Consider the following 15,900-nt stretch of genomic DNA (forward strand, 5'->3'; position numbering starts at 1 on the left):
AAGGCGTTGGAACGTGCGGAGGAGGCAGCGCCCTCCGACGGACGCCAGTCCTCGCTCAGCCAGCCGACCTGCAGATAGAAGCCGGCCTTGCCCGGGGTGTATTTGCCGTCGGCGGAACCGTCGTAGTTCTCCGCCGTGATCGTGATGGTCTCACCATCGGGGTCGAGTCCCTCGGTCTTCGACACGCTCAGGGTGGGGGACGGAGGCGCGAACGAGATCGTCTGGGACAGCTCTGCGGCGGCCTGAGTGACGCCGCCGGCGCCGACGGAGAAGACCGCCAGCCGAGCACCGTCGAACTTCGCCTTGTCGAGCTCTGCCTTGGTGACCGTCACCGTCCATGTCGCGCTCACGGTGCCGTCCGCGTTCTCAGTCCACTTCGTCGGAGCGTACGTCGCCGCGGCATCCGACACCCACGTCGAGTATGCGTTGGAACGCGCAGAGGAACCCGCCCCCTCGGACGGACGCCAGTCCTCGCTCAGCCAGCCGACCTGCAGATAGAAGCCGGCCTTACCCGGGGTGTAGTTGCCATCGGCAGAGCCGTCGTAGTTCTCGGCGGTGATCGTGATGGTCTCACCGTCGGGGTTCAGCCCGGTGGCCTTCGACACCGTCAGGGAAGGCGCTGCCGGAGCAGCGGGCTGAGCCGGCTCTGTCGGGGCCGTCGGCTCGACCGGATTCGTGGGCTCAGCCGGCTCGGTGGGCTCATTCGGTTCGGTGGACTCGGGAGCCGGCGGGAAAACGGCATCCCACTGCGCGCCAGAGACATCCACGATGGAACGTGCGTACGCACCGGCTGTCGCAAGCGACGAGTGCTGCTGCCAGATCACGACCTCGTACGTCTTCGAGCGATCCAGCTTGCCGACCGGAGCCTCGAGGTCATAGGAGGCCGCACCGTCACTGACGGGCGTGAACGGGTTGCCGAACACCACCTGCTCGTCGGTTCCCTGCACGACCAGCGCTGTGTATGCGAACGAGATGTCGCCAGGCAGCCCGGAGGCGTCGACCTGCACGGTCAGCCCGGTCTCGGATGCCGCGGTGACCTGCGTCGCGACGGTCGCGCCGTCCGCGGCGAAAGCGGCCGGAGCCGTCAGCGCGCCGAACAGCGCCATCAAGACGGCGAGCACGGCTGCGACTGCGGCCCGTGGGCGACTGGTCGTCGCGGCGGATTGAGGGTGATTCACGGATGCCTCCAAGCGGGCGGAAGCGCGCGCTCGTTGCCGGCGCGCAGCAGAACAGACGTCATCGGGCAGATGCTGTAGGAAGATTGGTTAGGCTTAGCTAACCAGCTGATTTGACCTTAGACTGGTCGAGGCCATTTCGTCAAAGATTAGGACAGCCTTCCCTAATGCGCTCCGCCTTCAGTCTGCTCATCACCGCTGTGCTCGCCCTCGGGCTCGCCGGCTGTGCGGCCCCCTCTGCCACGGCAGGAGGTGAAGGCTCGGCATCCGACTCGTGCCCGTCCGCCTCGGCGCAGCTTGCGGACCTCGACCTCGTCGAGGACGTCCGCACCGCGACCGGCGGCTCCACCGCGTGCCTGCTGGACCATGCCATCGACGCGGTCGCAGACGACACCGCACCGAGCCTGCCGGTCGCCGTCACCGACGCGGAGGGCTACGAGGTCGAGGTGACCGACGTGGACCGCATCCTCGCGATCGACATCTCCGGGACCATCGCATCCACGGTGTTCGCACTCGGGATGGGCGAGAACGTCGTCGGGCGCGATTCGTCCACGACCTTCGACGGCACCGAGGACCTGCCGGTCGTGACCAAGACCGGGCACTCGCTGAACCCCGAGGCGATCCTCGAACTCGCGCCGACCGTCATCCTCACCGACACCACGATCGGGCCGAAGGAGGTGCGCCAGCAACTGCGCGATGCCGGCATCCCGGTCGTCATCATCTCCGACGAGTTGCGCCTGGAGACCACCGACCAGCTCATCACCGAGGTCGCCACGGCTCTCGGCATCCCGTCGCGCGGCGAGGCACTGATCGCGCAGGTCGACGAGCAGCTCGAGGCCGCGCTGGCCGAGATCGCGCCGGTGGTTCCCGCCGACGAGGCGGACCGCGCACGGATGCTGTTCCTCTACGTGCGCGGCAGCGCGAACGTGTACTACATCTTCGGCAAGGACTCCGGCGCGGATGCGCTCATCGAAGCCGTCGGCGGGATCGACGTGGCCAGTGAGATCAGCTGGGAGGGCAACAAGCCCATGACCGCCGAGGCGCTGGTGGCCGCGCAGCCGGACGTGCTGGTGATGATGACCGATGGACTCGAGTCGGTCGGCGGGATCGACGGGCTGATCGAGCGCGTGCCTGCCGTCGCAGAGACCCCCGCCGGCGCGAACCGCCGCGTGATCGACATGGCGGACGGAGAGATCCTCAGCTTCGGACCGCGCTCGCCCGAGATCGTCCGCGCCATCGCGCGCGCCCTGTACGCGCCGGCATCCGGCGAGACCGCAGAATGACCGCGGAGGCCGTCACCGCCACACCCGCGCGGCACCGAAGGCTCCGTTTCGTCTTCATCACAACGCTGCTCGCCGCCGCCCTCGCCATCACGTGCGTGGTGTCGCTGGCGAGCGGGCAGTATGCGCTGTCTCCCACCGAGGTCGCCGGGATCCTGTTGCAGGGGGTTGGGATCGACACGGCCTGGGCGCCCGACACCCCGTCCGCGAGCGGTGTGATCCTCAACATCCGTCTGCCACGGCTCGTGCTCGGCGTGCTCGTCGGCGCAGCACTGGCTGTGTCGGGCGTGCTCATGCAGGCCATCTTCGGGAACCCGCTCGCGGATGCCGGTGTCGTCGGCGTCTCGTCGGGGGCTGCTCTCGGCGCTGCCGCGAGCCTCACCTTCGGGCTCGCGACGTTCGGGATGTGGACGACCCCGGCGATGGCATTCATCGGCGGACTCGTCGCGGTGTTCTCGGTGTATTTCATCAGCCGATCGGGCGGGCGCACCGAGGTCGTGACCCTGCTGCTCACCGGCATCGCGATCAACGCAATCGGCGGTGCGGGCATGGCCTTCCTGACGTTCCTCGGCACGACGTCGACGCGCGAGCAGATCGTGTTCTGGCAGCTCGGCTCGCTGAACGGCGCGCTGTGGCCGAACATCGCGATCGTCGCTCCACTGACCGCGGTGGGCATCGTCGTGGCGCTGTTCGCCGCGCGCAGCCTCGACCTCTTCGCCCTCGGCGAGCGCACCGCCCGGCATCTCGGGCTCAACGTCGAGCTGTTGCGGGTCGTCGTGATCGTGACCGTCGCGGTCCTGGTCTGCGCCGCCGTGGCGTTCGCAGGCATCATCGGATTCGTCGGCCTCGTCGTCCCGCACCTCATGCGCATGTTGATCGGTCCCGCGCACCTGCCGCTGATCGTCGCGTCCGCGGTCGGCGGTGCGCTGCTGATCGCCCTCGCCGATCTCGTCGCGCGCACGGCCGTGCCGCTGGCGGACATGCCGATCGGCATGATCACTTCGCTCGTGGGCGGGCCGTTCTTCCTGTGGCTGCTGGTGCGCACCCGTCGCCGCTCGGGAGGCTGGGCATGAGCGCGCTGAGGGCATCCGGGGTCACGGTGCGGCCGGTCGCCGGGATGCGGCCGATCCTCGAGGATGCCTCGATCGAGGTGCGCCGCGGGGAGATCCACGCTCTCGTCGGGCCGAACGGCGCGGGCAAGTCGACGCTGTTCGGCGTGCTCGCCGGCGATGTCACGCCCGAGTCCGGCTCCGTCGCGATCGAGGGGCGGTCGCTGGATGCCGTCCGGCCGCGGGAACTCGCTCGCACCCGGGCCGTGCTGCTGCAGGAGAACGCGGTGTCGTTCCCGTTCTCGGCGGAGCAGGTCGTGCGGATGGGGCGGGCGCCCTGGGCGCGGACGGCATCCGAGGGAGACGATGACGCGATCGTGGCATCGTCCATGCGCGCCACCGAGGTGGAGGGGCTCGCCCACCGTTCGGTGTCGTCGCTGTCCGGCGGCGAGCGCGCGCGGGTGGCGCTGGCGAGGGTGCTCGCGCAGTCGACCCCGATCATGCTTCTCGACGAGCCGACCGCTGCCCTCGATCTCAAGCATCATGAGGACGTCATGCGCCTCGTGCGCGCGAGTGCGGATGCCGGCACCGCCGTCGCCGTGGTGCTGCACGATCTGAACGCGGCGCTCGCGCACGCCGACCGGTTGACGCTGCTCGCCGCGGGCCGGGTGGTCGCGAGCGGGACGCCGCAGGACGTGCTCACCGCGGAGCGGATCGAGCAGGTGTACGGGCAGCGCGTGGACGTCTTCCCGCACCCGACCACCGGCGTGCCACTGGTCGTCGCGCGGCGGTAGACGTTCACGTCGCTCGCCTCCGGTGAGAGCAGTTGCGGGTCGTTGAGCGAAGGCGCGGAGCGCCGAAGACGAAACGGGGTGAGCGAGGAGCCCAGCGACGAGTCGAAGCCGACGGTCAGGGACGCAGCGGCAACAGGTCCGACAGGTCGGCGCGCGTGCCGGATGCCTGCACGCGGCCGGCGGCGACGGCATCCGCCCAGGCTTCCCCACCGGTGGCGAGGGCGATCCAGGTCGCGGCATCCATCTCGATCACGTTCGGCGGAGTGCCGCGCGTGTGCCGCGGCCCCTGCACCACCTGGACCGCACCGAACGGCGGCACGCGCACCTCGACGCTGTTGCCGGGAGCCTTCTCGTCGAGCAGCTGGAGCAGGTACCGGACCGCGGTCGCCAGCGCCGTGCGCGCGGGTTTCTCGCCGGATGCGGTCGCTGTGCGCACGGCATCCAGAGCCGCTCTTCCGGCGGCGGTGTCGATCTTGCGGGCCATCTGCTCAGCCTATGGCGGCCTCTGACCCGCGTCTCACCAAGACGCGGTCCGCCAGCGCCATGGCCTCTTCCGCGTCGAACACCGCGGCCCCGGGGCGCAGGGTGTTCGCCGCGGCGGCCCCCGCCGCCAGGCGCAGAGCATCAGGCAGCTCCCCGGTCTGGTCCAGACCGTGCAGGAGGCCGGCGAGGAAGGAATCGCCCGCGCCGACCGTGTACCCGCCGGCTTGGACGGGGTCGACGGCCCAGCTGTCCGCATCGTCGACGGCAACGGATCCGGATGCCCCGTCGGTGACGACCGCTCGCGCGGCGCCCAGGGAGCGCAGCCGGGTCGCGAGTTCCGTCAGGGCACCAGGCCCGACCGCCTCCTCGGCCTCGGCCCGATTGACCTTGATCAGCTCGACCGGCGTCTCGGCGAGAGCTGCGGCGAGCGCCTCACCTCGCAGATCGAGTGCGAGACGCACCCCGCGATCGGATGCCGCGGCGAGAGCCGCGGCCAATCCGGGCTCTCGCCCCGGTGGAACGGAACCGGACACGACGAGCCATCCGATGGCGATCCACTCGAGCGCGGAGAGCACCTCGTCCCACACCTCATCGACGATGGCAGGGGCGTGTTCGTAGAACTCTGTGATTCCGCCGTCCGATTCGGCGACGACGCTCACGCACATCCTGGTCGCGATCCCGGTGTCGATGCGAGTGACCGGCACATCGGCAGCCGCAAGCGCCGCCTCGATGTCGTCTCCCACGGCGCCGCCGAGAGGGGTGATGGCGTGCACCTCGGCGCCCAGCAGCTGCGCGGCACGGGCGACGTTGAGCGACTTGCCTCCCGGCAGCGCGACCTTCCACTCCGGACGGTGGATGCCGCCGAGCGTCACGGTCGGCACGCCGTAGGTGACATCCAGCGCCGGCGAGAGACCGAGGCAGGTGATCACAGCGCGCGCTCCAACTCGGAGCGCGTGGGCTGTCCACCGGTTCCGCCGGAACCTCTGGTGGAGAGCGAACCTGCGACGGCGCCCCAGCGCAGCGCCTCATCGAGGCTGTGCCCCGCCGTCCACGCGGCGAGGAAACCGGCGTCGAAGCTGTCCCCGGCCCCGGTCGTGTCGACGACGTCCATCGTGAGACCCGGTGCGCGCAGCATCCGCTCGCCACTCACGGCCAGCCCGCCGGCAGCACCGTCCTTGACGATCACGGCGGGGCCGCGTGCGGCGAGGAACCGCGCTGCGGACTCGACGTCGCGGGTCTCCTCGCCGAGCGCCTCCGCGAGCGCACGCGCCTCTGCGGCGTTCGGGAGCAGCAGGTCGAGCAACGGCAGACACTCCTCGACGCCCTCCCACAGCTCTGCGGGATCCCAGTTGGTGTCGAGGCTGGTGGTGATCCCGCTGTCGCGCAGGGACCGCAGCACCGAAGGCAGGGCACCGGCGAGCTCCGGAACGAGGAAGAACGACGCGAAGTGCACGTGGGTCGCCCCCTCGGCGGCCACGAGCACCTCGTCGGCCAGGATTCCGGCCAGTGCTCCGGTGAGCGTCAGGATGGCGCGGTCCTCCGGCGCGGAGAGGATCACGGAGACCCCGGTCGGGTCATCGACGACCCGGACCGCCGAGGTGTCGACGCCCGCCTCCTCAAGCAGTTCTCGAGTGCGTCCGCCGAACACGTCGGACCCGATTCTGGCCACGAGCGCCGTGTCGACCCCGAGCCGGGCGAGTCCGGCGGCGCAGATGCCGGCGCTGGAACCGAGCACGAGATCCGCGCTGTCCAGCAACTGCTCGGCCTGTCCGAAGCGCGGCACGACATCGCCGCGCAGCACCAGGTCGAGATTGGCATCGCCGGCGACGAGAACCCGAGCGGTCATCCCTTCAGTCCCGACATCGTCATAGTCTGCACGAACTGCTTCTGCGCGAACAGGAAGAACAGCACGAGCGGAGCGGTCGCGATGACGTTCGCCGCCATGAGCAGATCCCACTGCGTGCGCCGGGTGCTCTGGAAGTTCGCGATGCCGAGCTGCACCGTGAAGATGCTGTCGTCGTTGATCGCGATCAGAGGCCAGATCAGGTCGTTCCATGAGCTCAACAGCGTGAAGATCGCCAGCGTCGCGATCGCCGGCTTCGCCAGCGGCAGGACGACCCTCAGGAAGGTCTGCAGTCGGTTCGCGCCGTCGAGGGCGGCGGCCTCCTCAATCTCCTTGGGGATCGAGAGGAAGAACTGCCGCATCAGGAAGATTCCGAACGCCGACGCCAGCCACGGCACGAACGCCGCCGCGAGCGTGTTGATGACCCCGAGCTTGGAGAACATCACGTAGGTGGGGATCATCAACAGCTGGGTCGGGATCATGATCGTCGCGACGATCATGAAGAACCCGACGTTGCGGCCGCGGAAGTGCAGCCTGGCGAATCCGTACCCCGCCAGCGAGCAGAGGATGATGTGGGCGACGATCGCGATGACCGAGACGACCATGCTGTTGACCAGCCAGATCAGGACATCCGTCGTCGAGAACAGCGCGATGAACCCGTCCAGCGTGAAGCGCGAAGGCACGAACGGCGGCGGGAACTTCACCAGCTCCGAGGCCGGCGACAGCGATGCCAGCACCATCTGCGCGAACGGGATGACGAACAGCAGCGCGACGGGCGCGAGCACGAAGTGCCAGCCGCTCGTGCCGCGGCGACGGCGCGGCGGACGGTCGCTCTTCCCCGTGGTGAGGGTGACGGTGTCCAGCATGTCCATCGCCATCAGAACGCCTCCATCTTCCGGCTGCGGGCATAGATGACCATGCCGACGGTGATCAGAAGCGTCACCGCGAACAGGACGTACGCCGCGGCGGACCCGTACCCGAACTCAAGGGTCTTGAAGGCCTTCTCCCAGAGGAAGTACACGATGGTCTTCGTCGCATCCAGCGGACCTCCCCTCGTCGTCGTGTAGACGAGGTCGAACAGCTGCAGCGCGGTGATCGTCTGCCAGATCGTCACGAACACCGTGACCGGCCCGAGCTCGGGCCACACGATCCGCCAGAACGTCTGCCAGGGGTTCGCACCGTCGATGCGGGCGGCCTCGAGCAGGTCGTTCGGGATGTCCTGCAGCGCGGCGAGATAGATCACGGTCGTGAACGCGGCCTGACCCCACAGCGACATGATCGCGATGACGAGCATCGCCTGCTGCGGATCCTCCAGCCATCCCTGCGCAGGCAGCCCCACCGTGCGCAGGGCATTGTTGGCGAGCCCGTACTGCGGGCTGAACAGATAGGTCGACAGGATGCCGGTTGCCGCAGCCGACGCGACGAACGGCACGAAGATGGCCGTGCGGTACAGCCCGACGAAGCGGATGTTGCGGTTCAGCGCGACGGCGAGGAAGAGCCCAAGAAGGACGGATGCCGGGACGAACAGCACCACGTAGACGCCGGTGTGCGTGACCGCCTCCCAGAACTCCGCATCGCTCATCAGCTGGGAGTAGTTGTCCGCACCGATGAAGGTCGGTTCGGCGAAGCCGTTCCATTTCTGCAGCGAGAGCAGGAACGCCCACGCGGCGGGGAAGATCGACAGTCCCAGGATGATGATCATCGCGGGACCGACGAACGCCCACCCGGTCAGGTCGTCGCGCAGCAACCACCTTCGCGCTCTCCGCACCGGCGCCTTCGCCGCAGGCCCCAGGTCCTCATCCGGTGCTTCCGGGGGTGCTGCCGTCTCGCGTGTCGTCATCGTCATCGCCACTCCTTGCCCGAACTTCCGTGCCCGAGTCGAACTCAGGAAAGCACAATCGACCTCGTGAGGTGGCGCGGGTTGTCGGGATCCAATCCGCGCTGCTCCGCCGTGCGCACGGCGAGGCGCTGGGCGAGGGCGAGTTCGATGAGCGGATCGGCCGTGCCCTGCACGACGGTCGCCCCGGTCGCCTCGATCTCGCCCGCGAGCCCGTCGTTGCGCGCGCCCAGGAACCACACCAGCGACCCCTCGTGCGCCACGGCGAGAGGACCGTGACGGTAGTCCAGCAGCGGATACGACTCCGCCCAGGCCTGGGCGGCCTCGCGGATCTTCAGCGCGGCCTCCTGGGCAAGGCCATAGGTCCAGCCGCGTCCGAGGTACACGACATGGTCGAACTCGTCGGGCACAGCAGGCGGGTCGGCCAGCGCGGCCGCTGCGTCGTCCGGCAGTCCGGACACGTCTTCGCCGAACGCCGCGCGCGCCAGGAAGAGGAGCGTGGTGGGGAACCGGGTCTGCACGACGGACTTCTCGTCCGCGAAGTCCAGCAGCAGCACGTCGTCGGCGAGCTGCGCGCACGGTGAATCGGCGACACCGGTGATGACGACCTTGCGCACGCCCGCCGGTACGGCGTTCATCGCCTCGATGATCTCGGTCGTCGTTCCCGACCGGGTGATGCTCACCACCACGTCGTAGGGCCGCCATGGGCGCGGCTCGGAGGCGTACGCGGCATCCGTCTCGCCGAGTCCGGCCTCCTCGCGCAGCAGGGCGAAGGACTCGGCGACGAAGGCAGAGGTGCCGCATCCGATAACCAGCATCCGCTCGCCGGGGCGCGCCAGCACTCGGGCGGCCTCGTCACGCAGCTCCCATGCCGTCCGCCAGACGTCGGGCTGGCTGTCGATCTCAACGGAGGTGACGTTCATGACTCTCATTTCTGGTTCGTGCGGTTGGTGCGAATCGTGCGATCGGTGCGGTTCCGGCGCTCGGTACTGGGGCTCGGTGCCGATTCAGTCGGCCAGCGATCTGTCGGCCTTCTCGGCCGCGGCCTTGAGCGCCTCCTCAGGCGTGCCCTGCCCCTGCAACACCTGCGAGATCGCCGATCCGATGGCCTCGGAGAGACCCACGTAGCCGGCGACCGTGGGGCGGGCGTTCACGGCATTGGCGTTGTTCTCGGCCATGACGTCGAGGCCGGGAAGAGCCTTGACCTGCTCCTGGAACTCCGGGGTGTCGATCTCACTCGTCCGCAGCGGGAGGTTGCCGTATGCGACGTTCCAGCGCAGGTCCTGCTCGGGTGCAGTCAGCCACTTCATGAGCTCGAACGACCAGTGGTTCTCGTTGGCGTCCTGCGTGTCGAACAGTGCCCAGATATCCGGGCCGGAGACCGTCTGGTGATCGCCGTCGATGCCCGGCAGGATCGTGACGCCGTAGTCGGTGCCGGCGGTGCCCAGGTCCCACAGCTGCCACGGCCCGGAGGTCATCATTCCGATGCGGTCCGCGGCGAACAGCTGCGCGAACTTCGTATCGGTCTGATCGAGGTAGACGCTCTGGTCCTCGACGGCCATCTGCCGCAGGAACTCGAGAGCCTCGACGCCCTCGTCGCTCGCGAACGCGGCCGTGCCGTCATCGGCGAGGATGTCGCCGCCGTGCTGCCACAGGTGCGGCCAGAACTGCCAGGTGGTCTCCTCCGAGCCGGACACCGAATAGGCATAGCCATAGGTCTCGGTGGAGGCATCGGTGAGCTTCTTCGCGGCATCGCGGAAGTCGTCCCAGGTCCACTCCTCGGTCGGGTAGTCGACGCCCGCGGCATCGAAGACAGTCTTGTTGTAGATGAGGGAGATGTTGTCGACGAGCGCAGGGAAACCGATGATGGCTTCGCCGGTGGGCTGCACCGTCGCGCGGGCCGCCTCCGAGAACTCGTCCCAGCCGACCTCGGGGTCGGCCACCTGGTCGGTGATGTCGAGCGTGCGCTGGGAGGACTCCAGTTCACTGGCCCACGCACCGAACGAGTACGAGATGTTCGGGTAGCTGTTGCCCGCGAAACCGGCGGACAGCTTCTGCAGGAGCTCCTCGGTGGAGGAAGCGCCCGAGGAGATGTCGATGGTGACGTTCGGGTGGAGTTCTTCGAACTCGGCGGCCATGCCCTCGAGGAGGGTCTCAGCTTCATCGCTCTGGCCCGTCCACCAGGTGAGGGTGACGTCGGCTTCGGGGTCGAGTTCGGTCGCACCCTGCGGGCCTGCGCAGCCGGCGAGTGCGAAGAGGGCACCGACCGCGGTGACGGCGGTCGCGATGCGGACGGTGGTGCGGCGCTGTGTCATGACGTCCTCTCATCGGTGGTGCTGCGTCGGTGCGGCACCGGGATATTGCTCAATAGTGACGCAAAATGATCATTTGTAAAGAAAAGTGAGCAAAGCAATCATTCCAGGTGATCAGAACATTGCCGTCGTCGGGCGTGGAGGCGAGGGTGGATGCTGTGACCTCGATCGATGAACTGAAGCTGCGCGACTGGACGCCCAAGAGCAGACTCCACGCGCAGGAGACCGACGTACCGCTGCCCCACACGCCATGCATCGACGTGCACAACCACCTGGGCCGCTGGCTCTCGGCAGACGGCGACTGGATCATCCCGGACGTCGGCGAGCTGCTGCGCACGATGGACGCCCGACGGGTCGAGGCGATCGTGAACCTGGACGGGATGTGGGGCGAAGAGCTCGACGCCAACCTCGAGCGATACGACCGCGCCCACCCGGAACGTTTCCACACGTTCTGCCAGCTGGACTGGTCGCTGCTGACCCAGGCGGACGGCGGGCGGTTGCTGGTGGAGAACCTGGAGGACAGCGCGCGACGCGGCGCACGCGGCGTGAAGATCTGGAAGACCCTCGGCCTGTCCGTGCGCGATTCGGGCGATCACCTGGTCGCGCCGGACGATCCGCGGGTCGTCGAGGTCGTCCGCCGCGCCGGCGAGCTTGGCCTGCCGGTGCTGATCCACACCGCCGACCCGATCGCGTTCTTCGATCCTCTGGACGCCGAGAACGAGCGTCTCGATGAGCTGCGCGGCGCCCCGGACTGGTGGTTCGGCGACACCGACCGGCATCCCTCGTTCGACGCGCTGCTCGACGCGCATGCCCGGCTCGTGCTGGCCTGCCCGGAGACGGACATCATCGGCGCGCACGTCGGCTGCGCCGCTGAGGATCTGGACCGAGTGTCGGTCCTGCTGGATGCAGCACCGCGCTATCACGTCGATATCGCAGGCAGGCTGGCGGAGCTGGGGCGACAGCCTCGCCGTTTCGCTCGACTCGTGGCGCAGCATCCGGATCGCGTGCTGTTCGGAACCGACATCTACCCGGCAGAGGACGAGCAATACCGCCTGCACTTCCGGTTCCTGGAGTCGGCGGACGAGAGCTTCGAGTACGCACCGGGAGAGCCGATCCCGCCACAGGGACGATGGACCATCTCGGCGGCCGCACTGGATCCGGTCCTGCTTCCGGCGCTCTACCGGGACAACGCCCGGCGGGTGCTCGGCGTCTGACGCCGGCGCGCGTCCCGCTCACGCATCGCGCCTCTCGGTGCCTCGTCTCGGCCCGGCCGATCGGGTCAGCCGACGACGGATGCGAGGCGGGCGACCTCGTCGCGCGTCGCCGTGCGAACACCGCGCAGGTATGAACGCGGGTCGACGGCATCCGGACGTTCCGCGAGCTCACGGCGCAGTCGCGCGGTGCCCACTACGCCGAGCGCCGTACCGACGTTGACCTTGCGGATGCCGGCGGAGACGGCATCCGACAGCATCCCGTCCGGAACCCCCGAGCTGCCGTGCAGCACGAGCGGCACGGGGACGGCCGCGTCGAGCCGCCCGATCAGTTCGAGATCCAGCACGGCCGCTCGCTCGGTCATCGCGTGGCTGCTGCCGACCGCGACCGCGAGGAGGTCGACAGCGGTGTCGCGGACGAACGATGCGGCTTCGTCGGGATCGGTGCGCACACCGGGGGCGTGCGCACCGTCCTTTCCGCCGACCTCGCCCAGTTCGCCCTCGATCCAGAGGGCACGCCCGTGTGCGGCGGCGGCGACGCGGGCGGTGAGGGCGACGTTCTCGGCGTATGGGAGCGACGCCCGATCGAACATGAGCGAGCCGACGCCGAGCTCCGCAGAGCGCTCGATGATCGCGAGTGCGAGCTCGTCGTCCTCGATGTGATCGAGGTGGATGCCGATGGCGACGGAGGCCTCGCGCGCGAGTTCCCGGCAGGCGGAGAGCAGCGGCGCGAAACCGCCACGGAACACGGTCGCGTTCTGGCTGAGCTGGATGAGGACGCCGATCCCGGCATCCTCGGCACCGCCGACGACGGCCTCCGCCTGCTCGAGCGTGATGACGTTGAAGGCGGGGACGGCACGTCCGCGGAGCGTCGCGTCGCTCAGGAGCTCCCCGGCCGCGGCCAGGGTCACTGCACGCCTGCCAGCTCGCCGCCGAGCGCGCGCGGGAGCAGTGCCGCGTGCGCAGCAGTGAGCTCGTCGCACAGCTCCCAGATCTCGTCCGGCGTCAGGGTGGAACTGGCGTTCGGATCGACGAGCACGGCACGTCGGACGAGCTCGGGGTCACCCTCCAGCGCCGCGCGGACTGTGAGGTCTGCGACGGAGAGGTAGGTGCGGTTGAGTGCGGCGCCGGTCGCGGGCACGGATCCCCAGGCGATCGGGTGGACGCCGTCGGCGTCGACGCTCGCCGGCACCTCGACGACCGCATTCTCCGGCAGGTTGTCGATGAGCCCGTGGTTCGGGATGTTCGCGTGGATCTCGCGCGGCGTGCCGGTGAGGACGGAATGGATGATCTGCGGGGCGTACTCGGCCGCGTCGCCCTCGTCGTGCAGGGGGATCTCATCGCCGGCGTCGAGGAGCGCCTTGGCCTCGTGGAACTCACGGACGTTGTCGTCGGAGATGGCGATGTACTGCAGCGGCTCGATGCGGAACTTCTCGATCTGCGCGTCGGAGCGCAGGAACCAGTCCAGGTACTCCGAGGAGTGCTCGCTCGTCTCGGTCGGGTAGTAGCCGATCCGGCGGAACATCTCCGCACGCACGCGGCGCTGCAGCTCGGGATCGGCGTCGAGGCGCTCACGCAGGCGCGGGTACAGGTCTTCGCCGTCACGGCTCCATTCGGTCAGCCAGGCCTGATGGTTGACCCCGGCTGCACGGTAGTGCGTGCCTTCGAGCGGAACTCCGATGAGCTCGCAGAGGTCGTTGACCGTCCAGTACACGCTGTGGCAGAGGCCGACGGTCTTGATCTCCGGGGCGACCACAGACATCCACCACACGTTCATCGCCATCGGGTTGGTGTAGTTGAGGAACCAGGCGTGGGGGCAGAGCTCCTGCATGTCGCGCGCGATGCCGGTGAGCACCGGGAAGGTGCGCAGTGCCCGGAAAACGCCCCCGATCCCCGTCGTGTCGCCGATCGTCTGCTTCAGTCCCTTGGCCGCCGGGAGCTCGAGGTCGATGCGGGTGGCCGCCACCCCGCCCACCTGGATCATGTTGATCACGAAGTCGGCGCCCGCCAGAGCTTCGCGGCGCTCGAGCGAGGCAGTCACCCTGATGTCTCGACCGAGCTGCCGCGAGACGCTGAGCGCAGTCATGCGGGCGACCTCGAGGCGCGTCGCGTCGATGTCGTGCAGGGCGATGTCGAGAGTCGGCAGGTCGTCGAACCGCAGCAGGTCGGTGAGGAGCTGTCGGGTGAACACGACACTGCCCGCGCCGAGGAAGGTGATCTTTGGCATGCCCCGATTCTCAAAGGAATGCGCATTACAAGCAAGCAAATGAGTGAATTGACACTCAATCGCTCATCTGTCATGCTCACTTGCCATGGCCAGCGCCTACAGCACCAGTACCGTCGCCGAGTTCGGCGGCTCCCCCAAACGCTCGCGCCGGATGGCCGGCATCCTCGACACGATCGCCGAGCGCGGCGAAGTGTCCCTCGCCGATCTCGAGGAACTGTTCGGCAGCTCCGCGGCCACCCTCCGCCGCGATCTCACGGTCCTCTCCGACCAGGGCCTCATCACGCGGACCCACGGCGGCGCGAAGGCGGCCGGTTCCCTCGCCGAGATGCCCGTCGCGCTGCGCGACACCCGCTTCCAGGATGCGAAGCGCCGCATCGCCCGAGCTGCCGCCGCGCACATCCCCCGTGAGCGGCACGCGATCGCACTCAGCGGTGGCACGACGACCGCCGGGGTCGCCCGTGAGCTGACCGGGCACAGCGATCTCACGATCGTCACGAACTCGCTGTCGATCGCGTCCCTCGCCGCCGCCTACCCGCGCCTGCGGGTGGTCATGACCGGTGGTCTGCTGCGTCCGCAGTCCCTCGAGCTGGTCGGGGTGCTCGCCGAGGGAACCTTCAACGCCATCAACGTCGGCACCGCGATCCTCGGCGCGGACGGCTTCTCCGCGAAGGCCGGCGTCACCACCCACGACGAGACCGAGGCCCGCACGAACCATGCGATGGTCGCGAAGGCGCAGCGCACGATCGTGGTCGCCGACGGGTCGAAGATCGGCCGGGTGGCGCTTGCACAGATGACGGAGACGGAGACCGTCTCGATGCTCATCACCGACGACAGCGCCGACCCTGAAGAACTCGATCGGCTGCGCGAACTCGGCGTCACAGTCGTCATCGCCTGACACCGAATCGCCGCCGCCGGACGAGACCGTCGCCTGGGACGGGATCGCCGCCGCGAGACGGGCATAGGCTGGGAAGGGTGAGCACCCCGCAGCACCCGGACGGCGCCAGAGCGCAGCTGCTCGCGGCCGCGCAGCACGGCGACTGGACCCCGCGGGTTCTCCCGCAGCTGCCCGACGGCGTCGAGGGTCGCCGGTCAGCCGTTCTGGTCCTGTTCGGGGTGCTCGACAGCATCCCGGCACCCACGCTCGACGCGGCAGTGGCGAAGGATCTCGACGTGCTGCTGCAGCGACGCGCACCCACCCTCTCGTCGCATCCTGGACAGGTGTCGTTCCCCGGTGGCGGTCGCGAGCCGGGCGACCGCGACGATGCCGCCACGGCGCTGCGCGAGGCCGAGGAGGAGACCGGGCTCGACCCGACCGGCGTCGAGATCCTGGCGATGCTTCCCGCGCTGCCGCTCGCCGTCAGCAACCATCACGTGACGCCGGTGCTCGGATGGTGGACGAAGCCGTCGAAGGTCGCCGCGGTCGATCACGCCGAGACAGTCGAGGTGTTCCGCGTGCCGGTGGCGCAGCTGCTGGATCCCGCGACGCGCTTCCGGTCGGTGACCTCGCGAGGGAGCATGACGTTCAAGGGCCCGGCGTTCGACGTCGACGGCACGATCGTGTGGGGCTTCACCGCGATGGTGCTGGACCGGCTGTTCGACGCCTGCGGCTGGACCGTTCCGTGGGACGAGACGCGGGAGCGGCCCGTCGCTCCCTGAACACGCGCGGGCGCGGCTGGGTAGTCTGGACGG

15 protein-coding genes and 1 pseudogene are annotated in these 15,900 nt (G+C 68.9%); 6 read left to right on the forward strand and 10 right to left on the reverse strand.

The window, feature by feature from the left end:
• A pseudogene (locus tag MAE01_RS16120) lies at positions 1 to 1,178 on the reverse strand (hypothetical protein); the annotation flags it as partial.
• A gap of 164 nt (positions 1,179 to 1,342) precedes the next feature.
• Here MAE01_RS16120 and MAE01_RS15680 point away from each other — a divergent pair.
• The 3 genes from MAE01_RS15680 to MAE01_RS15690 are packed head-to-tail and all read left to right on the forward strand — an operon-like array spanning position 1,343 to position 4,298.
• On the forward strand, positions 1,343 to 2,458 hold the full coding sequence (locus MAE01_RS15680; RefSeq protein WP_147041018.1) for a heme/hemin ABC transporter substrate-binding protein: 1,116 nt from the start codon (positions 1,343 to 1,345) through the stop codon (positions 2,456 to 2,458).
• Complete coding sequence (locus MAE01_RS15685; RefSeq protein ID WP_147041020.1) at positions 2,455 to 3,528, forward strand: FecCD family ABC transporter permease; 1,074 nt, start codon at positions 2,455 to 2,457, stop codon at positions 3,526 to 3,528. Before MAE01_RS15680 ends, MAE01_RS15685 begins: the two co-directional genes overlap by 4 nt.
• Complete coding sequence (locus MAE01_RS15690) at positions 3,525 to 4,298, forward strand: heme ABC transporter ATP-binding protein (protein ID WP_147041022.1); 774 nt, start codon at positions 3,525 to 3,527, stop codon at positions 4,296 to 4,298. The genes MAE01_RS15685 and MAE01_RS15690 overlap by 4 nt, the downstream gene beginning before the upstream one ends.
• 115 nt (positions 4,299 to 4,413) lie before the next feature.
• Here the strand turns inward: MAE01_RS15690 and MAE01_RS15695 are convergent, their stop codons facing one another.
• The 7 genes from MAE01_RS15695 to MAE01_RS15725 all read right to left on the reverse strand — a co-directional run bounded on the left by MAE01_RS15695 (position 4,414) and on the right by MAE01_RS15725 (position 10,776).
• Entirely contained in the window at positions 4,414 to 4,782 is a 369-nt protein-coding gene (locus tag MAE01_RS15695) for a sterol carrier family protein (protein WP_147041024.1), read from the reverse strand.
• 4 nt (positions 4,783 to 4,786) lie between these two features.
• Positions 4,787 to 5,710 carry a 1-phosphofructokinase family hexose kinase gene (locus MAE01_RS15700; protein ID WP_186806276.1) on the reverse strand — a complete coding sequence of 308 codons (924 nt, stop codon included), beginning with the start codon at positions 5,708 to 5,710 and terminating at the stop codon, positions 4,787 to 4,789.
• Positions 5,707 to 6,627 (reverse strand): carbohydrate kinase family protein, encoded by a 921-nt coding sequence (locus tag MAE01_RS15705; protein WP_147041029.1) that lies wholly within the window; start codon positions 6,625 to 6,627, stop codon positions 5,707 to 5,709. The genes MAE01_RS15700 and MAE01_RS15705 overlap by 4 nt, the downstream gene beginning before the upstream one ends.
• A complete protein-coding gene (locus tag MAE01_RS15710) occupies positions 6,624 to 7,502 on the reverse strand; it encodes a carbohydrate ABC transporter permease (protein ID WP_147041031.1) in 879 nt (292 codons plus the stop codon). The genes MAE01_RS15705 and MAE01_RS15710 overlap by 4 nt, the downstream gene beginning before the upstream one ends.
• On the reverse strand, positions 7,502 to 8,470 hold the full coding sequence (locus tag MAE01_RS15715) for a carbohydrate ABC transporter permease (protein ID WP_229718243.1): 969 nt from the start codon (positions 8,468 to 8,470) through the stop codon (positions 7,502 to 7,504). Before MAE01_RS15715 ends, MAE01_RS15710 begins: the two co-directional genes overlap by 1 nt.
• A 38-nt stretch (positions 8,471 to 8,508) precedes the next feature.
• Entirely contained in the window at positions 8,509 to 9,384 is an 876-nt protein-coding gene (locus MAE01_RS15720; RefSeq protein WP_147041033.1) for an SIS domain-containing protein, read from the reverse strand.
• Positions 9,385 to 9,468: 84 nt separating this feature from the next.
• Positions 9,469 to 10,776: an extracellular solute-binding protein gene (locus MAE01_RS15725; RefSeq protein WP_147041035.1), complete on the reverse strand. Its 1,308-nt coding sequence runs from the start codon at positions 10,774 to 10,776 to the stop codon at positions 9,469 to 9,471.
• Between the two features lie 155 nt (positions 10,777 to 10,931).
• Here MAE01_RS15725 and MAE01_RS15730 point away from each other — a divergent pair, with 155 nt between their 5' ends.
• A complete protein-coding gene (locus tag MAE01_RS15730; protein ID WP_147041037.1) occupies positions 10,932 to 11,987 on the forward strand; it encodes an amidohydrolase family protein in 1,056 nt (351 codons plus the stop codon).
• A gap of 65 nt (positions 11,988 to 12,052) precedes the next feature.
• On the opposite strand, the gene MAE01_RS15735 is transcribed toward MAE01_RS15730, so the two are convergent.
• Together MAE01_RS15735 and melA are read right to left on the reverse strand one after the other, a co-directional pair.
• On the reverse strand, positions 12,053 to 12,895 hold the full coding sequence (locus MAE01_RS15735; protein ID WP_147041039.1) for a class II fructose-bisphosphate aldolase: 843 nt from the start codon (positions 12,893 to 12,895) through the stop codon (positions 12,053 to 12,055).
• Positions 12,892 to 14,211, reverse strand: coding sequence for an alpha-galactosidase (gene melA, locus MAE01_RS15740; RefSeq protein ID WP_147041041.1), 1,320 nt, complete (start codon positions 14,209 to 14,211; stop codon positions 12,892 to 12,894). Before melA ends, MAE01_RS15735 begins: the two co-directional genes overlap by 4 nt.
• Before the next feature lie 85 nt (positions 14,212 to 14,296).
• Here melA and MAE01_RS15745 point away from each other — a divergent pair, with 85 nt between their 5' ends.
• Both MAE01_RS15745 and MAE01_RS15750 read left to right on the forward strand, forming a co-directional pair.
• Positions 14,297 to 15,106, forward strand: a complete 810-nt coding sequence (locus tag MAE01_RS15745; protein WP_222591699.1) for a DeoR/GlpR family DNA-binding transcription regulator — start codon at positions 14,297 to 14,299, stop codon at positions 15,104 to 15,106.
• 77 nt (positions 15,107 to 15,183) lie between these two features.
• Entirely contained in the window at positions 15,184 to 15,867 is a 684-nt protein-coding gene (locus tag MAE01_RS15750) for an NUDIX hydrolase (protein ID WP_147041043.1), read from the forward strand.
• Positions 15,868 to 15,900: the final 33 nt, after the last annotated feature.

The organism is Microbacterium aerolatum (assembly GCF_007988825.1).
Lineage (GTDB): Bacteria > Actinomycetota > Actinomycetes > Actinomycetales > Microbacteriaceae > Microbacterium > Microbacterium aerolatum.